This is a genomic window from Elusimicrobiota bacterium, assembly GCA_041658405.1.
Lineage (GTDB): Bacteria > Elusimicrobiota > UBA5214 > JBBAAG01 > JBBAAG01 > JBBAAG01.
The window spans coordinates 1-24,907 of sequence record JBBAAG010000044.1; the positions used below are offsets into that span (position 1 = coordinate 1).

The 24,907-nt window shown below is 38.9% G+C and carries 11 protein-coding genes and 1 tRNA gene; 1 reads left to right on the plus strand and 11 read right to left on the minus strand.

Going from position 1 to position 24,907, the window contains the following annotated elements; genetic code table 11:
* Positions 1-203 precede the first annotated feature (203 nt).
* From WC955_08365 to WC955_08405, 9 genes are all read right to left on the minus strand, one after another.
* Positions 204-1,592: a hypothetical protein gene (locus tag WC955_08365; protein ID MFA5859067.1), complete on the minus strand. Its 1,389-nt coding sequence runs from the start codon at positions 1,590-1,592 to the stop codon at positions 204-206.
* Positions 1,593-1,612: 20 nt separating this feature from the next.
* On the minus strand, positions 1,613-2,014 hold the full coding sequence (locus tag WC955_08370) for a hypothetical protein (GenBank protein ID MFA5859068.1): 402 nt from the start codon (positions 2,012-2,014) through the stop codon (positions 1,613-1,615).
* Positions 2,015-2,076: 62 nt separating this feature from the next.
* Positions 2,077-8,277 carry a carboxypeptidase regulatory-like domain-containing protein gene (locus WC955_08375; protein ID MFA5859069.1) on the minus strand — a complete coding sequence of 2,067 codons (6,201 nt, stop codon included), beginning with the start codon at positions 8,275-8,277 and terminating at the stop codon, positions 2,077-2,079.
* A 257-nt stretch (positions 8,278-8,534) separates the two neighbouring features.
* Positions 8,535-14,813 (minus strand): SBBP repeat-containing protein, encoded by a 6,279-nt coding sequence (locus WC955_08380; protein ID MFA5859070.1) that lies wholly within the window; start codon positions 14,811-14,813, stop codon positions 8,535-8,537.
* Between the two features lie 557 nt (positions 14,814-15,370).
* Entirely contained in the window at positions 15,371-17,743 is a 2,373-nt protein-coding gene (locus tag WC955_08385; protein MFA5859071.1) for a DEAD/DEAH box helicase family protein, read from the minus strand.
* Positions 17,740-18,153 carry a hypothetical protein gene (locus WC955_08390; GenBank protein ID MFA5859072.1) on the minus strand — a complete coding sequence of 138 codons (414 nt, stop codon included), beginning with the start codon at positions 18,151-18,153 and terminating at the stop codon, positions 17,740-17,742. The genes WC955_08385 and WC955_08390 overlap by 4 nt, the downstream gene beginning before the upstream one ends.
* Positions 18,154-18,374: 221 nt before the next feature.
* The gene (locus tag WC955_08395; protein ID MFA5859073.1) at positions 18,375-19,532 is read right to left on the minus strand and encodes a restriction endonuclease subunit S; all 1,158 of its coding nucleotides are present in this window, start codon (positions 19,530-19,532) and stop codon (positions 18,375-18,377) included.
* Positions 19,529-21,022, minus strand: a complete 1,494-nt coding sequence (locus WC955_08400) for an RNA-directed DNA polymerase (GenBank protein ID MFA5859074.1) — start codon at positions 21,020-21,022, stop codon at positions 19,529-19,531. The genes WC955_08395 and WC955_08400 overlap by 4 nt, the downstream gene beginning before the upstream one ends.
* A 222-nt stretch (positions 21,023-21,244) precedes the next feature.
* The gene (locus WC955_08405; GenBank protein ID MFA5859075.1) at positions 21,245-22,690 is read right to left on the minus strand and encodes an N-6 DNA methylase; all 1,446 of its coding nucleotides are present in this window, start codon (positions 22,688-22,690) and stop codon (positions 21,245-21,247) included.
* A gap of 186 nt (positions 22,691-22,876) precedes the next feature.
* Between WC955_08405 and WC955_08410 the strand changes: the two genes are divergently transcribed.
* A tRNA-Thr gene (locus WC955_08410) sits at positions 22,877-22,949 on the plus strand.
* A gap of 26 nt (positions 22,950-22,975) precedes the next feature.
* Here the strand turns inward: WC955_08410 and WC955_08415 are convergent.
* Positions 22,976-24,016 (minus strand): hypothetical protein, encoded by a 1,041-nt coding sequence (locus WC955_08415; protein MFA5859076.1) that lies wholly within the window; start codon positions 24,014-24,016, stop codon positions 22,976-22,978.
* Between the two features lie 68 nt (positions 24,017-24,084).
* A partial coding sequence (locus WC955_08420; GenBank protein MFA5859077.1) for a hypothetical protein occupies positions 24,085-24,907 on the minus strand: 823 nt, incomplete at its 5' end.

The following is a 24,907-nucleotide window of genomic DNA, read 5'->3' on the forward strand; positions in this document are numbered from 1 at the left end:
CCCTTCTAACACTATGAGAAACTTCGTTTCGCTGTCCCATTTACGATACCCCATACTTTTTTGCCTCCATTTTCCAGAGGCTTTATTCTACCAATTTCTGCTATAATCTTATATGGGAGCAGTATAGGTTAACATTACAATAACAAAACAAGATAGTGTTAATAATCGTGTTTTCACTTTCATTCAATATTCGTGTCCATTCATTATTCATTCTTAAAACTAACTTTTTTTACTGAAATATCATTTGTGATACTGACCGCTGATATTTTCGTAATTGCTTCAATACTATTTATCGGAACTTTAGTTTCTATGGTTTGAATTTCATTTACAGTTATTAATGATTTATCAAAAACAATCATGTTGGCAATATTGTTTTTGAGTAAAAGAAAATCGGCTGGTGCTGCTTCTTTAGCAACTAAACCAACAGATGTTAAATTATTGGAACTATCTAAATAACTCTTGTCGATAGTAACTGTATTTGTAGTAGACCCATATATTTTGTATTTTACCCCATTACCTTTATTATCAACTAGTATATGTAGCCCGGTTGGAATGTCTCCACGGAAACCAGTAGCGTATCCATCAATAATATAACCACTTGCGTATTCGATTACCGACAATGCAGTCGTTTTCTTTGATGTAGCGTAACTGCGGATCCACTCAATCTCAACATTACTATTAAATTTTGCTACAAACGCTTTGGTTATTTCATTTTTTTTGTCATCAATTTCTGTTATTGACCCGTTAACAATACAACCTTTGTCTTGAGTTGACAAAACACGCGTTGGATTGTACCTGATGTCCTTTGAGGCAAAACATTTTATTGTCCTATCTTCCCCATTATTGCTAACTTTAATAACAGTAAGTGCATTTGAGCTGTCAATTTTTGTCACACCTACTGTCATAAAAGAGTTATTGTCACTTTTTGATGAGTATAAAACATACCCTTCACTTATTACTTTTCCCGCCTTAAGCTTTCCTGATTTGTCCATACTTACTATTATTCCTCGAACTTTAGGGTCGTACCCAGTAATAAAGTATTCGTTTTCAAGTTCTACAGCATCCTGAAAGAAATAGTTATAGCTTTCAGGAAATAACTGTGCCCATTCCAAAGACAAATCCGGTTTGACCTTAATTACAATAGGGCGTCCAATTGGGGTAGATGGATTCATAAATTTCAATAGTGTAAAGAATAAACTCTGAGTTTCTCCTAATAACAGGAATCCTCCGTCTGATGTTTTAATAATGTTGTTCATAACATCTTTATGAGTTCCACCGTATAACATAGCAGAAGTGATTATACCGTCGGGTGATATCTTTGACAATAGCAAATCAGTTGTATCACTTACACTTTTGATTGTTGTACCTGCCATTACAACACCTTCGTTAGTAGGCAGCATTCTTACAAAATATTCGGCACCAGGCCCGCCGATAGACCTGGCATATGTTATGGTATTATCAGTATTGTCAGAGACAAGATTTATTGCATTACCATTAACGAGTACGCCAGTAAACGGCCAAACCGGTGTGGCTATCAATAATACACACAATACTAGAATGCCTTCGCAAAAAACAGGCCACTTATTAACCATTTTCCTTATTATCTCCTAATCTATTTTTTTAAATTAGCAACATAAAGGCCAGCACATAATGAACCAATTAAACCACCTACTAAAGAATACGTTTGATTTTGTTTCTTAGTTTCTTGTTTATAATTTGCTGTATAGCATTGAATGTAATTAGGTGTTTTACCTTCATTTGTTATATTCAGTATTCTTGTTTCATCTGGAGAACTACTTGGAGTTATCAGCCATAGAACACCAGTGCCAATCAAACCAAACAAGAAACCTGTCCCGATTCCTAATCCACCCCAGATTAGCGGATGATGATAGGTTGAAACATCCGTTTGAGCATTTAACTTTGCAGAAATACATTCGTCTTCCGCAATAGCACAAGTTGCATAAGGCAATAACAAGGAAACGCAAATAATCATAACTAGTACTTTTCTAAACATTCTATGCCTCCCATAATTTCATGATTTCGACCGTATATATAATAAACAATTTAAAAATATTTTTACTTTACAACGGCAAGTTTACCGGTTTTCTTTTCCCCTTTATCATTGGTAATAACATAAATATAGATTCCGCTGGCAATAACGTTTTCAACATCGTTTTTTCCGTTCCAAGTTAAGGTGTCTGTCATATCATTTTTTTTATAAGTCCACACTTGTTCACCCGCTACATTATATATTCTGATTTCCGCAACCTGAGTTAACCCTTTGAATACTAGTTTGTCAGCTGTGTTTTTATACCAAGGATTGGGATAGACTATGACATTCAGGTTATCCCGCGCGGAATTGCATATCGCTAACCTAAAGTATGAAAATGAACCGATTTCTGTTGTAACGTAATTATCGATTGTATTCACTGCCTGCGGGCTTTCAATCAAATTCCACCGTTGTTCCCCAGTATTATAATGATAAATTCCGATCTTACTCTCATAATTAGCAGGAACAATACTAGGATAATGTAATTTTAGCTTAACCATTTTCTGAGGTTTCATTGTAATTCCGTTTGCATTAACAGCTTTTAGTTCCCATACGGAAGATACCAATTCAGGTAACAATTGGCCTGCCGGCATCACTTGGTCTGCCGCTGCTAATCTGGCATCAACCACATTTGCATTAACGAAAAACTGAGTATCCCCATTAAATGTACCGGACGATATTTCTATCACACAGTTATCTCCAGTAATAACTTTTTCATTACCCAACGGAATATAATTGACGTTGTATATACACTCAAGTTCTGTGTTCTTACCATCAACCACTTCCACTGCCATAACCTTTTGTAGCCCAACATTTTTTATGTATGTATAAACAGTATATGCCCCGGCATTCAGCCCGGGTAACACGTATTTACTGTCTACTGATGGAACAGTACAAAATCCTGCTAGCGCGTTTGTTTTCTCGTTTGTTGCCCAGACAGTGATATCGTTTACAGAGTTACCTGAATTGTTAACTTTACATGAAATGCCGCCGGTACCTGATATATCACTAATATTTTGTACAGTAATTTCCCCGTCTTTTGCTTCAACATTTTGAACAACAGATATTATTGTAGATCCTTGAATAGAGTACAAGTCATACATACCTTGCTTCACAGAACTAAACCCGTATTTAGAGTTAACGGAGACTTGACGATAATTTAATAAATCAGATAGATTGTCATACGTATCCAATCTTACCCCGGTTTTCCCTAAACACAATACAGATCCCGATAATAATGTAGTGTTATCTGAACAATATACCGTTCCCGTAATAGCAGGAGTTTGTTGGGATATTGACACGTATATCACCTGTGTATTTGTCGAAACAACAACATTTCGTGTAAATGGTGCAAATAACTTATTGATATAGGTGGAAGTCGTGAATAATATAGTATACACACCAGAGGGAACACCTTTGATTATATATGCTCCATACGAATTAGTCTTTGTTTCTCTAAAAATATTATCAATCCGTACTGTTACATTGGATACCGGCGTTCCTGTCTCATCAACCACTTGACCTTGAACAACATTTCCATGCTTCATAATAAAATCTACGTTTGTTGTTTTTCCAAGAGTTACAGTAACACTTGAAACAACTTCCACTCCGTACCCGCCAGTAATATCTTCACATACCAGAGAATACTTTCCTCCCGGTACTCCTTTGATACGATATGCACCACCGCTCTCTGTCAAACATTCATACTTAGTACCATATCCGCCTATAAACACTCGGGGGGTACTTAGATATCTACCTTGTTCATCCATCACTTTACCAGTAAGAATTCCTCCCGTAGGCAAGACAAAATCCAATGTAGTTGTTTGCCCTTTTCTTATAATCACCTGCGAAACTGTTTGAGATACTAAGTCCTGATCTATATACCAATATGGAGCACAAGTGACGGAGTATATTCCTTCTGTAAGTCCGAGTATAGTGTAAGTTTCTCGTCCTAAAAATGTAGAAGTTGTTGTACTACCACTACTCTCACTAATCTGAACAATAGCTTCAGTCAAATACCTTCCGGTTTCGTCAACAACTTTTCCCTGTAAAATCCCGCCAGAATCCAAATGCAACTCAACAACTGTAGTTGTTCTAGCCGTAACACTTATACCATCTTTTATCAGACCTACAAGGTTATATGAACTCGACGGTGTACAAGTAAGTTTATACATATTTTCATTCACACCATTGAAATAAAAATATCCAAGATTCCCTGTATATGCGTAATAATATGAGCTTTCTCCTGCACTGTATGTGGATCGCATTTCGATATAAGCATGCTCTACTGGATTATTGTTAATATCCGTAACACGGCCAGTAACTATTCCTTTAGATTTCAGTACAAAATCTACTATCGCGGATTTCCCTACCGCAATATTCACACCATCAAACACTTGTATTGACAAATCTCTATCTGATGGAGGTGTACAGCGTATTGAATACATCCCATCGGGTATACCACGGATTGTAAAAGTACCGATGTTTGATGTATACTCCCACCTGCTGAAGGTATTTCCAATAATTGATATGACAGCATTGGGTATAGGATTACCAAATAAATCTACAACCTTACCATCAACAATACCACCGGGTGAGAGGACGATATCAAGATTCACATCTTGATCTCCAACACTTACCCCGGTTTTAGTCTGTGATAAAGAATTATAGCTCTTAGGCGGTTCCACGATAAATTTATATACACCCTGTCTTAAACCTGAAATTTCATACAAACCGAAAATAACCGAACCTACCGACTTTTCTCCCACTACTGATACCTGGCAACCGCTTATTCCTGTCCCATCCGTACTGAGTATACGTCCATACACTTTATGCCCTATAATGATCACAATGTTCTTAACCAGTGTTTCACCGGTATTTACATAGAAATTGTTATACACTCTAGAATAATAGTTGGAATTATCGATGGCTGAACCTGAGAGTGTATATGTTCCACACTTTATTCCATATAAAGAATACGTCCCAGTAGATGTTACGACACAAGAATAGCTGTTAATCCCGTCACTAATTATCACACTACCATTACTAATAACCTTACCGTCCTCAGTAACCACTTTTCCTGTAACAACGGCACCGGTGGATAAAACGATATTAACAACTTTCACTCCCGAGTCAGTGTCAACAACAAAACTGTTCTGTTGGCTTACATAATTCATACTTTTCCGTGGGGTGCAGGTATAAACATAATTTCCTTGTGGTATTGATGTGAAACAGAACTTTCCATCCTGACGAGTTTCTAAATACCTGCTGACAGGACCACTGATAGATACATTAGCAGAAGAGATGACTGCTCCCCATTCGTTAAGTACCTGCCCAACAACTGTACAGCCAGGGAGTAACACAAAGTTTATATTTCTTGTACTCTGGCTTGAAATTGTAATGTCATATACTGCTACAGATAAATTCGCATATATATCTAATGGGGAACATAAAATGTTGTATTTCCCATTTTCGATACCATTAACGGTATACGTTCCGGTATTGCTTGTGTATCCTGTTTTAACATTCCTTTGGGAATCGTTGACATAAATTTTAGCATCACTCAATAGATTCCCGTCAATATCTGTAACCCGACCTTGAATCACAATTCCGTTTCCCAAAATCACATCCTGAGTGATTGTTTGACCAAAAGGAACAACGATTTGAGATATTGTTTCTCCCACGAAATTACTATCAACCGGTGGATCAACTCTGAGGTAATAAAATGATGATTCACCAAGACCAGTAAAAGTGAAACTGCCAACTGAAGAAGAGTAAACGTTTTTCGAATAACCTGAACTTATTAGGTCAACACTAGCATTGATTACTGGATTACGGGAAGAATCGAGTACTCTTCCCTGCAGAACACCTCCGGTATTTAGAATGATGTTTTGAGTATAATTCTGTAATTCTAATATCGTAATATAAACTACCGGCATGTTTAAGTATTGAGAATTATTAAGGATTTCACTAGTTATATGGTAATTCCCTTTTTGCAACCCAGTGATTGTATATGCCCCGGAAGATGTGGTCATAACACTGTAGCCAAAACTACCATTACCAACTGAGATAGACACGCCGCTAATCCTGTTCCCATATTTATCAGTGACTATACCGCTAAGCGTAGCGCCTGTGTTCATATAGATTGTAACAGTAGAAGTTTTATTGTTAACTGTGTAGTACGTTGTTTTGGATAACAAAGCACTGCCTGTGGGCGGAGTACAAGAGATATAATATGTTCCCTTTGGTAAGTAGTTAATAGTTGCATTGCCCACGGAATTAGTTCTCATTGACGCACTAAGTGGACCGGATATTTCTACATTTGCGTCTGAGACAGTGTTATCATTGGAATCCTTAGCCGTCACTACCATTGTGCATTGAGGGTCAAGCAGCATATCAACAACCGTCGATGTAGCGGACCGTACTGTAACGTTACTAATTACCTTACTAAATAATCCAGAGTTCATCTGCGGGGAACAGCTCAAGTTGAAAGTGCCGGTCGAAATTCCTGAGATAGTATATGTTCCGATGCTTGAAGTGTACGTTGATTCAGAATTAATACTTACAGTTGCCATGGCCACCGGATTTCCGTCGATATCAGTTACTTTTCCACAAACAATGCCGCCAGTTGCTAATACAAAATCCTGGACTACAACTTGTTGGGTACCAATCACGACTCCGTACAAGTACTTACGCACAAAAAAACTACCGGATGAAGGCCAAGCTGCTATTGTATAACTTCCCGAATTCAATCCACTGATAGTATAAGTCCCCAGAGCGGAAGTAAACCCTTTTTTTGACGAAGAGTCCGAAACCGTGATTAATACGTTGGGAATAGGATTTCCTAAAGTGTCTGTTACTGTACCAATTAAGACAGGTGCTTTAGGTAAAGTAACATTTATTGCTGTTGTTTGCTGCGTAGCAACCATGATGTTGTATATAGACCAGTTTTTCAACTCGCTATTTGCAGGTGGAGCGCATGATAGGGTATAAGATCCATACTTCAGCCCTATTATTGAATAACTTCCCGACGATAGGGAATAAACAGATTTTGATGTTGGCCCGGAAAGGCTGACTTTGGCATTATACACTGGATTACCGTCGTAATCGGTCACAACTCCTTCAACAGTACCATATTTGGGTATTAATAAATTCAAAGTTGTTGTTTGTTGGGTCGTGACACTAATATTGTATTCAGTTAAATTGACCAGATTACTATTCTGTGGAGATGTACAGGTCAACGAATATATCCCGCTTGCTAACCCTCTAAATGTATACCCACCTGTCGAAGTTGTAGTCGTGTATTTACTTGCTACTCCTAACAAACTCATTCCTGCGCTGGCTACAGGGTTACCAGAAAAATCTGTAATCCTTCCTTGCAGTACTCCTCCTTCAGGTATAACAGCATTAACTGTAGTTGTTTGCTGCGTGGTTACCAATACGTTATAAAGCTCAAGTTTTACCAAAGTTGTACCGCTTAGCGGGACATACGATATTTTATAACTACCCGTTCTCAAACCGCGGATGGTATATGTTCCTGCAGCAGTTGAATATACACTTTTTTCTACTATTCCTGTTACATAAACCATGACGTTCGATAAAAGATTACCAGAAATATCTGTTACTTGGCCGGATATTATACCTTCTATTGGTAACACAAAATCTGTTTCTGTAGTCTGTTGAGCAGTAACTGAAACATCATACTTTTCTACTGCTACCAAATTTGTGCCATTCGGTGGACTGCATAATAATCTGTGCTTACCGCTAGGTAATGCACTTAATGTATAACTACCTATTGATGTGGTATACGTTTGGTTTGAAACATCTGGCGCTAAAACACGTGCATTCTCCACAATGTTGCCGTAAGGATCAGTTACATGACCTTCTAGAATACCGCCGATTGTCAACTTCAAATCAATTGTGACAGGGTATGATGAACTTATTTTGATGTTATATATAGATGTACTTAAAAGATTTAAATAATTGTCCCGCGGACTCTCTATTGTATAAGTTCCAAGCGACAAGTCCCGGAGCGTGTATGTACCTAAAAGCGAGGTATAAGTATAACCGCTGCCATAGCCCGTCGCATTTATTGCTTTATTACTTACTATGTTTCCATTGTCATCAGTTACTTTTCCGTTAATACTACCAACACAATACATATAAAAATCTATTGTTGTTGTCTTTCCTGATTGTATAATTCCAATCTCTTCTTGGGTGCTAAGCATACCAGAGTTTTCCGGAGCATAACATGTTAATCTACACAAACCATTTGGAATGTTTGTAAAAGTGTATACACCAGAACTATTTGTGAAAGTATAGTTACCATTAACATCACAGACTTTTGTGTTCATCACACGGTGTCCGTTACCATTTGTAACTTTTCCCGTAACATTTCCTTCTCCGTAAACATGATGGATTGGATAAGTTAGTAATGGCAAAAGGATGAACAACAACATCCTTTGTTTAAGTTTATTATAAGTCGTCATTTTATTACTATTATCTTTTGTGTTTGTTTAAATATATCAGATTCCAAGTATGTAAAATATACTCCTGAAGATACCGTCTCGCCGTTGTCATTTTTGCCGTCCCATTCAATTGCGCCCCACCCATTCTTCTGACCCCCGTCTATCGTCCTCACAAGCTCACCTGCGATGTTGTACACTTTCAACCTTAGGTATGCCGCGGATTCTAATAAATAATAGTGGATAACAGCTTTACTTCCCGTTTTCTGTAAGTCCAACCGGTTACCCATCACGCGCATCATATTCTCAGTTTGCTTAACGTCAACTACAATATTCAATGTTCGCGAACTTTTCAACCCGGCTTCGTCTACTGTATCTATTATCATCGCTACTACCTGCCCTGTAGTGAGGTCAGCTTCGCGTAACGTATATGCGTACTTGTAATACACAACATCGCCCATTACAATTTTGTCGGTCAATACTGCCAGGTGTCCACATACCTTCACTACCGGATCCTGCTTCAACGTTTCTCCAACATAAAAACTTACCGTTATTTTACCAAGCTGGGTTATAGTTTTAGAGTTGGTTTCTACAGTATCTATGACCGGTGGTTGAGTATCCATTGGAGTAACTGATTGTGTATCCGATGGTACGCTTTGATTGCCGTTAGTGTCCACAGCGCAGACGTAGTAACGATATTCTACCCCGTTTTTTAACCCGATATCCGTATAAGTACATCCGCCTTTAGGCAAGACTGCGAGTTCTGTAAATTCAGTTGTGGCTGCACCCTCCGCATGGAGGATACGGTATTCTTTCAAATCATTTTCCTTATTTGCATTCCAGGTAAGTTCTACCTGCTTACCAGAAGAATCGGAGGTTACTGTTAATCCTACCGGTTTCACCGGCGGAACGTTGTCCGTTAACGACGTGGGATATCCAGATACTTGCACAGATTGCATGCTTTCGTTTCCCGACATGTCGTACGAGGTTACTACAAAATAGTACGTAACATTATTGATCAACCCGGTACACTGGTAACTTTTCGTGACAATTTTCCCACTACCTACTGCGCTTCCTGCCGGCGTCGTACTCCCGATAAACTGGTACGTTCCACCGCTCGTGGTTGAACGATACACGCGATATCCTGCAAGATCGGTGTCTTCAACTGCGGTGTTCCAACTTAAGATAAGTTTGTTGCCCTTCTGTGGATTCGTAATAGAAATTCCAACCACGACAGTTGGTGGTGTAACGTCCACGCTAGTAGGACACGCGCTGGTGATACTTGAGTACCCGCTGACGTTGCCACTATCATCTGCTGCCTGGAGTTTGTAATAATACGTCACTTTTGCCAACAACCCACTATCAATAAACGGCGAGATTGTCACTCCAGTTGATATTACTTTTTGATACGTACCGTTAATGCTATCGGTCCGCCAAACGTGGTATATAGTTGCATTTGTAACACTGTCCCATTGTATTCTCAACCGTGCATCAGTATGCAAATCTGTTACTGTCACATTCGCAGGAGGTGATAGAGAGACTACTATTCCAGTCGGGACTTCTGACTTTTCTGTTGAATATCCGCTTTCGTTACCAGTAATATCGTATGCGGTTATTACGTAGTAATACCTAATACCATTAGTCAACCCGGTATCTTGATAAGTACTAATATTTGTAGCTATAGTTGTAACCAACGCATAACCAGTTCCGCTTGTACGGCGATATATTTTATATCCAGCTAGATTCGCAACTGTGACACCGGTCCATGTAATATTCAGTTTACCACCTGTTGCAGGGTTGGTAACTAACACGTTTGTAGGTACTGGTAGAACGATTTGAGATACATATGGATACGTAGAAACAGTATTTGAGAACGCTGACTCGCCGGCAGAATTTATTGCGATTGTTTTGTAATAATATGTCACGTTATTTGTAAGTTCCGTATCAATGTAAACAGTCCCTGCGGTTGTTGCAACTATATTATAACCTGAACTGTTGATTGTAGAACGGTATAATATATAACTCTCCGCAGCACTATGGCTCTGATCTACTAAGGGTACGGTCCATGTGAGGCATATCTGCCCGCTTACACCAGTACCTGCTGCCATCAGATTTCCAGTTGGGCTTGGTACATATACATTTATATACGGTGAAGTGGAGACAATGGCTGTCATCACCGAATTAACACTCGAATATTCTGTTTCTACTCCATTTAGATTTCGTGCTTTTACTTTGAAATAATACGTTGTGTTATGGATTAACGAAGTGAACAGATAATTTGTTGTGTTTACCCACCCGCTGTTTAAGTTGTATAAACCAACTGATGCTATTGACGAACCTGAACAATAATATTCTGTCCAAGACGGGTTAGTGTTCGAATTCCATTGAAGTTTTACAGTCGTGGAACTTACAGAGGTTCTAAACATATCAACCGGCGGGTTGGCAAAACTATAAACAGGACAAGTTGATAAATTAACCTTGGGACTTTCACCGCTACTGTTGAATGAACAGATGGAATATACATAAGACGAAGTGTTTGGCGATAATCCATTCTGCGTCCAGGCTGTTGTGTTTATAGAAAGCTCAACCACTAGCCCGTTCGTTGCAGTATATATTCTGTACCCATCTTCTGTTGAAGAATTATCCTGCCATGTCCATCGTATAGTTGTAGTCGAAAAAACGGTACCAACGAAATTTGTGGGTGGTGTTATGTCGCCAGTACCACCACCAGTGAATTTTGATACTCCAGCACCAGTTCCAAACCATTTATTCCCGGTAATGTCTATCGCAATTGAGTTTACGTAATTATTACCTAACCCACTATTCGCTGTCGTATATGTCGTCCAAGTAGTACCGTCAAACTTACTCACACCACCAGAAGTACCAAACCATTTCGTACCTGTACTGTCTATTACAATTGAGTTTACGTAATTATCTGCTAACCCGCTGTTTGCTTTCGTATATGACGTCCAAGTAGTATCGTCAAACTTACTCACGCCACTATTATAAGCACTAACCCATTTTGTACCCATACTATCTATCGCAATCGAAAAGATACCATTATTTACTAATCCGTTTGCCGTCGTATATGTTGTCCATGTAGTACCGTCAAACTTACTCACACCACCATAAGTACCAAACCATTTCGTACCTGTACTGTCTATTACAATTGAGTTTACGTAATTATCTGCTAACCCGCTGTTTGCTTTCGTATATGACGTCCAGGTAGTACCGTCAAACTTACTCACGCCACCATAAGTACCAAACCATTTCGTTCCCGCACTATCTATCGCAATTGAGTGTACGTAATTATCTGTTAACCCGCTGTTTGCTGTAGTATATGTCGTCCAGGCAGTACCGTCAAACTTACTTACACCAGAAGTAGTACCAAACCATTTAGCACTCATAGTATCTATTGCAATTGAGTAGACGTTATTATACACTAACCTATTTGCTGTCGTATATGTCGTCCAGGTAGTACCGTCAAACTTACTCACACCATCAGAAGTACTAAACCACTTTGTTTCTGCATTATCTATCGCAATAGATCGGATATCGATATTTGCTAATCCGTTTGCCGTCGTATATGTTGTCCATGTAGTACCGTCAAACTTACTCACGCCAGACTCAGTACCAAACCACTTTGTTCCTACATTATCTATCGTAATCGAATTGATATAGTTACTTGCTAATCCATTCGCCGTCGTATATGTTGTCCATGTAGTACCGTCAAACTTACTCACACCACCATAAGTACCAAACCATTTCGTACCTGTACTGTCTATTACAATTGAGTAGACGTTATTATACGCTAATCCGTTTGCCGTCGTATAAGTTGTCCATGTAGTACCGTCAAACTTACTTACACCAGAAGTAGTACCAAACCATTTCGTACCTGTACTGTCTATTACAATTGAGTTTACGTAATTTCGTGCTAACCCGCTGTTTGCTGTCGTATATGTCGTCCAGGTAGTACCGTCAAACTTACTCACGCCACTAGAAGTACCAAACCATTTCGTTCCCGCACTATCTATCGCAATTGAGTTTACGTAATTATTACCTAACCCACTATTCGCTGTAGTATATGTCGTCCAGGCAGTACCGTCAAACTTACTTACACCAGTAGATGTTCCAAACCATTTCGTTCCCGCACTATCTATCGTAATTGAGTTAACATAATCATTCGCTAACCCGCTGTTTGCCGGAGTATATAACTGGTAAGTATTATCATTAATATTCCACTTCACTACACCACCGCGAGTTGCATACCATAAATAGTTTCCCTCCCGTACTAAACAGTTTATATCATTCGGATTGGTATAATTTTGCCACTCACCTGTCGGTACAGGTGTTACATCTGTCCCGGATATAGTCGTCGGGGTAACAACGGGTCCGGTTGCAACTGTAAAAGTCTCTAATTGGATATCATAATTAGTCTTCTGCCCAACATTAACTAGTAACCCATTCCGTCGTACTGTCGGATACCCTGGTGTAGATACCCGAATATCATATGTTCCCGGCAATACTATAATTGAATAATTTCCTGTCGTATTTGTAGTTACGCTACTAACTGCTATTCCCTGACCATTGACCACTTCTATTTTGGCCCCAACAATTACACTCACTCCATCCATCTTCATGACTTTTCCCATAATCATCTCGGCAACAGTAAATAAAGCACCATTACTCGTTCCGCTGGAAGTCGTTATTGTTACATTACCCGTTGTCACACTTGATGGAACGGTACAAACAATCTGTGTATTACTCCATGATAATATTCCAGCGGTAATACTATTATTAAATATTACTGACGACGAACCTTGGGCAGTACCAAAATTCGTCCCGGTAATCGTTACCTGTGTCCCGACCGTCCCCAACGATGGATTTACTGTATCAATTTGTGGTTCTACTCCAAAACTCGAGAATTTGATTAAGAATATATCTTGAAGCCCAGCACTGATATTACCATCAAGTTGCCCACCTGTATAACCACCAATATAAATATTTCGGGCATTATCTATTGCCAAGCCATAACCATAGTCATCAGCACTTGTCCCAAATTGTTTAGTCCATTGTCTATTTCCGTTAGGATCTAATTTAATTAAAAATACATCGTAACTGCCTGCATCTGCATTGGTATTCCCATCTAATCCACCTGTTGTATGTCCTGCCACATAAATATTGTTTAAAGAATCTATTTCAATTCTTTGGCCTATATCTGTGTTTGTAGAACCGTACAATCTAGTCCATTGTTTATTGCCATTAGTATCATATTTAACTAAACACATATCACCACTACAATTAATATTTCCATCAAGCCCACCCCAAGTTAGACCGGTGACATAAATATTTCCGGCAGAGTCTGTCACCATATCACGACCATCCTCGTCTGTAGCCGTTCCTATTTGTCTAGTCCACTGTTTTACTCCATTAGTATTATACTTAACTAAAAAAATGTCTCTAGATCCATAATAGTTATTTCCGTCAAGTCCGCCCAATGTCCAACCAGTGACAAAAATATTATCTGATGAATCTGTTGTCACACTACGCCCTCGATCTTCTAGAGACGTTCCCATTTGTTTGGTCCATTGTTTATTTCCGTTTGAGTCAAATTTAATTAAAAATATATCATAATTACCAACATTTATATTATTATCCAATCCAATAGTAGTTTCTCCGGTTACATAAACATTTCCCGAAACGTCGGTAGCAACACTGTAAACATTTGTAGCAGTACCCGTGCCAATTTGTCTGGTCCAGAGTTCATTTCCGTCAGAATCATATTTCCTTAAACTACCGTTAATATTATAAAATCCAGCTATATATATATTTCCTGATAAATCTATTGTAACTGAATGCCCTCTATCCGATACACTTGTTCCGAATTGTTTAACCCACTGTTTGTTCCCATTAGTATCATATTTAATCAAAACCATATCATTTGAACCAAGGGGTGTATTACCATCAATCCCGCTCTTAGCATCTCCGGTAAGATAAATATTCGTGGAAGTATCTATCGCGATACTATAACAACTATCCGTATTATTTGACCCGATTTGACGAGTCCAAACTTTGCTTACCATATCCGGATAGTCATTTAAAATATAATTTGTTTGTGTTGAGACAATATCAGAACCATTATAAACAGCGGTAATTTTTATTGTATAACTTCCCGGATTTGCAGAAGTATTACTACTGGTAAATCCATCCCAGGTTACATAATTTACAGAACCTATTGCTGATGATGTTGAATTAAAGATTCTTATTGGTATAGTACCATTATATATTTCAACATCCACACTAACCGTTCCCGTAACATCTATTATAGTATAAGAAATTAAAATTGGTTGTCTTAACGTCTGGTTAACAATGTCAGGATTTACCTGAAAATTACTAATGACAACGGCTTCTAGTAAGGAAACATTTATTAGAACGGAAAGGAAGGTAATAATTATTATAAATATTGTTTTATTCCTGGATTTAGTAAGACAATAAATTCGGGAAATAATTTTTTAACCATTTACTAAATACCCCAGTTTTTGTTTGGAATCCTCTATTTGAACCTTAAAAATCAAATTTTCGCTCGAATTATCTACTTCTACTTCCTAAATAATAAGATAATAAATCTTTGTAAACGTTCAAATATTTCTCACTCTATAGCCAGTTAATATTGTTAGCATTTAAACGTAATGAGATAAACATTCTACAATGACTCCTCATATATATTAGACAAACGAACACTGCAAAATTACGCATAAATTATTAATAAATATTTTCAAGCTTACGGTAGGAGGTACGCACATACCCGTTTTCTTGATAAAAAGTATTATATCACATTTAATATTCTAGGATAGTATCACTCATACAAATACTTTTGGAACTCAATAAACGTGGTGAGGATATTGTCTACCCCGCCGAGTGTTTCTTCCGCATCGCGGATTGCTTGGTATTTCAGTGTCAGAAGGCCAGGTAGTTTTTCTTGGTCAAGTTCTTCCACCCCGGATTCGATGTATTTAGAAAGTACGAACTCCAGGAACTCTTTTTGTTTGTTATCCAACCCGCTGAAAATCTTAACCTGCGCCTGCGCTACCCGCGTCTCACGCGTTATTGGCTCTATAGCAAATGAAATGTACTCAAGTACGTCAAACAAGTCGCTTTTCTCCGCGTTTATCAATTTCTGCAGGCTGGTAAGAACGTCAATACTGTACCCGGCATCATAAAGTTTTTTCAGCAACGTCTTCCGTGTAACCGGGTTGGACCATATCTTCCGTAACTCGTCTTCGCTCTTGAAGAAGTCCGGTAGTGTACCAAACAACCCTTGCAGGAACTCTTCCGCAGAGATTGGCTTACCGTCTGCGCTCCAGAAAGAGGTAGCAATCATATGTTGTATTTCACGTTCTTTCCCGTCACGAAGCTTGATCTTAACCTTTTTAGGACACTGGCACGGCTGTTGCCCGCATACTGGACACGGTTCTGTCGGCGGTTTCTCGCATTCGCACGAACGTTTCCCGCAAACTGGACATGGCACTGGCGGTTTTTTTTCGCATACACACGGCATTTGTCCGCATCTTGAACATACGTCCACTATCGGCTCGCCGTCCCATTCAGGATCGTTGAAATGATGGTATGCATCTACAAAGTCGTAAATAGTGAAGAAATCTTTCCCGTCAAACAACCGTGTACCGCGCCCGATGATCTGTTTGAACTCTATCATTGAGTTAACCGGACGCATGAGAATGATGTTACGTATATTCCTGGCATCAACGCCGGTAGAAAGTTTTTGTGACGTAGTAAGGATTGTCGGTATAGTCTTTTCGTTATCCTGGAACTGCCGCAGGTACTGGTCACCAAGCGCGCCGTCATTGGCAGTGACACGTTGACAGTAGTTCGGTTCTTTGCTTTTCTTTTGCTGGTTTACTAAATCGCGGACAGCTAACGCGTGGTCCTGGGTGGCACAGAATACGATAGATTTTTCGTTTTGGTCAATTTCTGAAAGAAATATTTGTACCCGTTTAGCTTCACGTTCTTTTATCTCAATTATTTTGTTAAAATCCGGTTCAGTATAAATCTTCCCTACTTCCACTTCGCCTTCAATAATCTTGTCATCTGAGGTGTAAACATAATCATCAATCGTTGTTTTTATACGTTTTACCTTGAACGGCGTGAGAAAACCGTCATTAATCCCTTCCTTAAGCGAGTAAATATATACCGGTTCGCCAAAGTAGCGGTAGGTGTCTACGTTGTCCCTGCGTTTAGGCGTTGCGGTGAGGCCGAGTTGTACCGCCGGTGAAAAGTATTCGAGTATCCCGCGCCAGTTGCCTTCGTCATTCGCGCCGCCGCGATGGCATTCGTCTATGATAATAAAATCGAAATAGTCCGCCGGGTAATCGCCAAAGTACGGCGCAGGATTTCCATCTTTATCCGTACCGCTCATAAAGGTTTGGAAAATAGTGAAGAAAATACTGCCGTTGGTTGGAACACGGCCTTTCTTACGGATTTCATCGGGTTTAATACGCGCCAACGCGTCTTCCGGGAATGCGGAGAACGCGTTGAATGCCTGGTCAGCCAGGAAGTTTCTATCAGTGAGGAAGAGGATACGCGACCGCCGGCTACCATCACGTTTGAGGTTCCAACGAGTATAGAACAGCTTCCATACTATTTGAAACGCTATGAATGTTTTCCCCGTACCGGTTGCCAGGGTGAGCAGTATCCGCTGCTTCTCTTCTGCAATCGCGGCCATTGCATTGTTCACTGCAATTTCCTGGTAATACCGTACATCTTTAGTACCGCCAATATCTTCGAACGGTACTTGGTCAAAGTTGTTCTGCCATTGGGTTTGTGTACCAAATGTTTTGTTCCAGAGCTCGTCCGGTGTGGGAAATGCGGGAACTAATCCTTCCTTACCGGTAACCATACAAATTTGGTAAATTTCTTTCCCGTTACTGGCATAGGTTGTTTCGATATGCATCTTCTCAGCATAGTTTTTGGCTTGCGCAACGCCTTCCCCGACTGTTTCTTCATCACTTTTGGCTTCAATAATAGCGAGTTTACGTCCTTTATATACCAACACATAGTCTGCGGATAATGGGTTGACACGTCCTACGCCGGGTTGGATCTTCCCCGGTGCGATTTTAAATTCCCGCAAAACTTTGGTGCCTTCAACAACACCCCAGCCGCTGGATTTTAGGTTCGGGTCAAGATATTCTGCCCTGGTTTCAGCTTCGTTCATGATTTTTCCTTAATAATTTTTGAGTAATACTTTTGTTTCGGACTATTTGGTTTATCCGGAATTGTTAGTAAAAGCATTTTATTTTTGATCAATGGTTTTAATATTTCCAGACGAAAATGTTCACGATCTTTTAGTCCCAAAAACTGTTGTATCTCTTCCCTAGTCTTAGGTTCAATACAAAATGCCCGAATCTTGCTGATTTTATCATTCTCAGCTTGCGGGGTAGCTTGCGGGGTGACTTGCGGGGTAACTTGCGCGGTAGCTTGCACGGTAGCTTGCACGGTAGCTTGCACGGTAGCTTGCATGGTAGCTTGCATGGTAAGCGGGGTCAATGGAACAATTATTTTAAATATATCCTCGCGCAACCCTTCCCCTTGACTAACGATTGTTTTTATTTCTGATTCGCGCATATTATAGTTCTCCCGCATTGCTAGTTATATCACGCCATCCCATTATTTGAACATGTGAGAGTTTTGCACTCATTGCAAATTCCAACTTCTTTGTTTCAACTTCGTTCATATTTGTTTTGTATCCATCCTACTCACAATGCATACAAAGTATACTACTTTGTATATATTCATCCAATGGATGCGTACAAATATAATACCTCGTACAATAACGGTAGGGGATGTTATAACTCGCCATTGAACGCTTGCCTTAAGACAGATTTCTTTAGTTCTTCAAGGTCGGATAGTTTATGGCGGTATATGGTTTCGAGCTTTTTTATTTCAGTAGAAAGAACGTCGAGTTTGGTGATAATGTGTCTTTGCTTAGAGATATCCGGGAATGGAATTACAGAGTTCTCAATAAATTCTTTTGAGACTCTTTTATGTCCCACCGCACCCATCATTCTCTTTGCTCCTTCTTGTCTAAATTCATTACGAGATAAGTAGTAATATAAAAACTCGGGTGCTAAATCTTTATTTGTTCGGAAAACGATATACTCGCTTGAGCCAAAACCAATACCATTTTTCAAATTACGAGCAATCCCCAATTTCCCATTCTCAAAACAAGGTGTTATTTTTGCTAAAAGAACGTCCTCATTGGCAAAGTAAGTATAATTTCCCTCAACTTCTTTTAACTGTTTTTCCTTTATCGGAATAAACTTCTTTTTGTGTATTCCCAAATCTTCCATTGGAACAAAAGAAACTAAATCTGTTTCTTTTAGTTTAGTTCGAGCTTCATTTTTAGGAGGTCTAATCTCGCACATTTCCCCCAACTTTTTCTCTTCCCAGTCTTCCCCCGGATTGGCAAAGACGTTCTGTAGATACGACTCAAATAGTTCACGGGCGTTCTGCAGGTTCTTCTCAGCGTTTTCTTTTGTTTTCGCAACAGCAGCGAATGCTTTATCAAGTATCGCGACAATGTGTTTTTGTTCTTCTTTTGATTTAGGGAATTGTAATAACACATCTTCTAACGAGGAGTTAGAAATGACTGGCTGAGCAGCTTGTCTTGCATAACTACGAAGATTCTTAAAGTTTAATAAGTATGTAAGAAAAGCATGATCGAAATCATATTTCCAATCCGTTATTTTGAATGCATTGTCTGTAAGCCATATCTTTTCTTTTATATGTCTTACATTCCCGCACAAAGCCCCAACTCTACCAATAACAATATTGCTTCCTGATAGATTGAATTTGTCGTACATGCCTGCGATCCCGTTCCCGCCATATACAGGATATTTACCTTCTTCGCCCATCATTTTCCTTGTTATATTATCGCCACTTCTTAATTTGAAGCATTCCCCAAGTTTTTTCGTTTGCCAGTAATGTTTAATTTGTAAAGTCATAGTTTTGAAGTTATTTCACTAGATAAAAACGTGATCTTTGCACGCCTAGCTTTTTCCATTTCTGTATTTCTTAATGCTATTTTTTCGATCCTGCATATTTCATAACTAAAAAGCCACCATTCATTTTCATCAACTTTTGAAACCATACTTTTGTAAGATACTATGTTTTCTTTCCTTATTTTTTTATATAAATAAGCCATCAGGGATGGAATGGGATCTTTTGTTTTAACAATATCCTTCTCTATTCTAGAAAAGTTTTGGATTGACAGATCATATTTAATAGCTAAAAACATACTCCATGTTATCACATCAGATCTTCGATACTTTGTATGCTCTTCTAATATTTTTGTAAAAGCTTCTTCTATTATAGCCTTAATATCGGAATTATTTGATCTAAAAGAATTAATGCCACGAGAAATCAACTCATCACAAGTATCTAAAATATAGGGGAACAAGAAGGAAAGATTTAAAAAATACCTCAAAACCAATTTATATATCGAATAATCTTTATATTTTTTCTTCTTTAATATTTGCGTAGCATATCTTATTGAAGATTCATTGGGATTTTTTTCAAACAATTCGCTTGATAAATCTAAAAATCCAATAACGCTGTCTTTTTCCTTTTTTCCTATTGATTGCCAATCAACAGCCATACGTAATTTCCTTACCCAATCTTCATTTATTGCCTTGGGATATTCTAGTATCTTCGTCTTCTTAACATTTAGACATAATTTGTAGTCCTCTAAATATTTACTTAAATCACGTATAAATTTATCTGCTTCTTCTTTTGTTTTACAAGAACACGTGTAATCGTCAATAAAACGGATATAATTGTATTTTTTTAATGCCTGATCTATTTTTGATAATATTATTTCACACAAAATAGTAGATGTATCTGCTCCAATAGGTATTCCTCTTGTTTCTCCATCTTGTAAATATTGGCAGGTTTTATCAATCTTGTTATACCAAATATTATGATCGCGCTGATTCTTTTTAGCTGTCTTTTTCCCAACCAATGCCCAACTTATGCTGTGCGTATAGATACTTGGAAAACAAGAAGAAATGTCAGCATGAACAAGATATTTATTGCCAAATTGTTTATCTAATTGCAGTTGCTCTTCGCCCGGGTCCTTATCATAACTTTTCAATGAAACTAGTCTTAGATTTCTATTCCCTGTCTTGGGACAAACCATGCTTTTTTCTTTGTAAAAAACTGGTTGAAATAGTTTTTCAATTTTTACCCAATTATTGAGAATCTCTCTTACCAATCTAAAATATCCAAGAGGATGTGGAATTCCCATCTGTCGAGGCGAATTATTATTGCGAGTTAATTTATAACTTAATAAAGAAAACCTGTCATTAAATGGAATATTTATAGATTTATTATTTTTAATCCATTTTCCAAATTTCTCAGAAACAAAAATACCATCCAATTTTTCTGGAAATAACCCAAAGCATAACAATTTTGTATAAACAATATTTTTATCCATAAGTTCTTTTTATAAATATATATCCTTAATTTCTCAAAAACCTTAACACTTTCCTTATATAGCTCATCTCCTCTAAAATCTCTTTCGGTTCATGCAAAGCGAACTCGTCGCTTTTGTTTGGATTTTTCACTATTATACTTGTTTTCTTCTATAAATCCCGAGGTTTCCAATTTCAGTCGGTTACCTTTTATAACCGACTCCTTCCTTGGTTTAAGCCATTTTTCATAATATTCTTTTGATTTCCTTAATGATTCCCGCCGATTCTTCATCCAACTCTTTCATTTCGTCCAAAATTATTCCCGGTTCACGCAACGCGGCTTCATCCTTTTTGTTCGGATTCTTCACCGAAAGGTCACAAGTGGTAGTATCAACATCCGCGACGTTCACAGTCCACGAGTTTTCAGAATTGGCTCTAGTTTTCTGCAGTTTTACAAACTCTGCCAGGTCGTTTTCATTCAACGGGTTTGTCTTACCAAGGTTGCGGTCAAGGTTGAGCTGGTAAAACCATGTTTTGCGGGTCGGAGCACCTTTCTCAAAAAATAATACTACCGTCTGAACTCCCGCAGTAAAAACTCCTCTAGGCAAATCAAGGACTGTATGCAAATTACAACTCTCTAATAATAATTTTCTTAAACTTGTTGCATCATTATTGGAAAGAAACGTATTCTTGATAACCACACCCGCCCGGCCGCCAGCTTTAAGAATCTTGATAAAATGTTGAAGGAATAAAAACGCAGTCTCACCGGTCTTAATAGGAAAGTTTTGCTGTACTTCAGAACGTTCCTTGCCGCCAAATGGCGGGTTGGCGAGTACTATGTCATACCGGTCTCTCTCCTGAATATCAGCAAGGTTTTCCGCCAAAGTGTTGGTATGCACAATATTCGGCGCTTCCACGCCGTGCAGGATCATGTTCATCGTGCCAATTATATACGCTAACGACTTTTTCTCTTTACCATAGAAAGTGTTCTTCTGCAAGGTATCCGCTTCTTTAGTGGTAAGGTTCTTACTGGTTTTGAGGTATTCAAATGCTTCACACAAGAATCCCGCTGACCCTACCGCGCCGTCATATATCTTGTTTCCGATCGTTGGCGCAACAACTTTCACGATTGTTTTAATCAACGGCCGCGGGGTATAGTACTCCCCGCCGTTTCTACCTGCGTTACCCATATTCTTGATCTTATCTTCATACAGATGCGACATCTCATGTTTTTCAACATGGGAGCGGAAACGTAGTTCGTCTATCAAATAAACGACTTCGCGCAGGTTGTAGCCGCTCTGGACTTTGTTCTTTAGCTCGGTAAATATCTCGCCAATCTTGTACTCGATAGTATCGGCGCTTTCAGCATTGGTTTTAAACTTTTTGAAGTAAGTAAACAGTTTACGGTCAACAAAATCTTTCAGATCGTCGCCGGTGAGGGCTTTGTGGTGATCAAGTTTGCCGTCTTTATCCTTAGGGACAGCCCATACTTCCCAGGAGTATTCCGGAGCAATGATCCCGGTGTAAGACTTACCCGCCAGCTTTGCAGCGGTTTTCTTATCTTTCTCGAGATCGTCCAGGTATTTCAGGAAGAGTATCCATGAGGTTTGTTCTACATAATCCAGTTCGCTACTACACCCCGCTTCTTTATGCAGGATATCGTCAATATTCTTAAATGCCTGTTCAAACATTTAATTCTCCACTTTCTTGTTAATATATCTCGTATTGATCATTTTCGTTTTGGAGTAGATACCGATATGCGTTAATAGTCACTGTCACAGGATTTGTATTATTATCTTATCAAAAAAGTAAGATGGTAGCAACACTCTATTGTCAACTACGCAGATTTGTAATATAATACTTTTGGTATGCTAGACGCCCATGTAGCTCAGCTGGTAGAGCAACGGTTTTGTAAACCGTAGGTCGTAGGTTCAAATCCTATCGTGGGCTTTTCTTTATTTATTGAAGATAAGACTTCAGAACGTCGTTACCATCCGTAGTTCAGGACCGTTCAACTGCGTGGTTAACGAACTTCTTGCACGGTAACCAAACTGTAGTTGTATCATAGAATTCCCCACCCCGAACCCAGCGTAAAGATCCGTCAACGGCGCCTGGTTGATCACATAAACGCCTAATGCTGCTTTCACAGAAAAGTACTTAAAAAACCATTGGTCAACTGACAGATTTAATGCTAACCCGGAGAGGCCACTGAGGTTACAATACGCGATGTATGATTCAATAAGCCCGCAGCCCATAGGTTTCCCAACGGTAATCCCTATATCGTAGAGTGACAACGTAAAATGTTCAGCCTCAACTTTTTCACTGAAGAGGTTGTAGTTAAACTTAAACCCATAGGATAACTCATCACTTTTCCCGGAGGATACGAGGTTAATCCCCAACCCTACGGCGTTAATGTTCTCCCCGATATACTGATAATTCAATCCTGCGTTATACCACATATGCCGTTCAGGTACCGGAAGTTCATCAGCCATAATACTACTGTTTTGCATAGTATCCTGAACTCTCCCCTGAACATTTTCATACATATACACCGTCCCGCCCCCGGGATAAAAGTATGGGTAAGGATAGTAATACGGATAGTTATACCAATAAAAATCCGGGCTATACCTGCGCGGATGATGACGTGAATACGATCTTTGCGTGGTTGAGTTTGAAGGAGTAGAATCACTATCGTTTGAAGAGGAAGAATTAAAATCACCATAAAACTTTTTTAATTTAGAATCCTCAGTCTCCGCCTGAGCGACAACGATCAACGGTTGTACTTCACCTTGATAGACATACACCTGTTGTGTATCAGACTGGTAATCAGAATACACTTTTTTTAGTTTACTTTCTGTAACAACAAGTTTAGATTCAGTGGTAACATTTTTCTTTTTCTTAGTATCTGTTATTGTAAAACTATCCTTAAACTCCTCTAAGAGCGACCCAGCGGTGAGGTATGCCGGAAATACAAGCAGTGCGAATACACCGGTGAACAATAACTTGTGGTTAAACATAAATATAATATTACCCTTCACTTACTTTAGACACATCCGGAAGATAAAAAGTTTACACCCTCTACTTCCTAGAAACTATACGCTACCCTAAGATCCATCCCATTCTCCTGGCGGTTGACTTTACTTATACTATCAATAATAACAGCGGTAGTAACCGAAAATACAGTATCAAACTTATCTGTCACCCTCCACGCGAGTTCAAGTGTCGTATCAGTTTCTTCTGTGTTCAACCCGTAGAGTACCCGCACAACAACTTTCTCGGGGATAATAACGCTGTTAACCACAAAACTATATCCCTTCAGTTGTGTAAGGACCTTGCTAGTAATGTTATACACCTCATTTTGGTTACCCCCGACGCTGCAACTAAACCACGATACTATCGGTAGTTCAAGTTTTGCGCTATAATTAGTTACCTGGGTATCATCCACCATCTTAAGATAATCCTCAAACACATTTTGTCCCGCGGTTAATTCAAAATAGGGGCTCCCTGGTTCAATACCAAAACGTTGAATTACCATAATATTAACGCCTTTCATAACATTACTCTGCGCGGTATCGGGTACACTTTGAAGCATATTCCCATTAACACCTATCATGATATCAGGCCATGCATCCGGTGAGTCGATATTAACCCCTATATTAGCAGCCTGCTGGAGTATAGTAAGTTTTGAACCTATATTCTCAACATTACTTTTATTAACCGTATAGGCGGTACTAAAATCACATCCCGGCATAAAAGTTAGCATAAAATCAAAATTCCCCGCTTGCCGGTCATTAACAACATTTGGTGCGGATAATGACATAAACTCCGGCTGAGTTTCCTGTAAAGCCAACCCCAGTTTAAACCATCCAGTATCGATCCTGGCATCAACACCCCATGCATAATCCTGA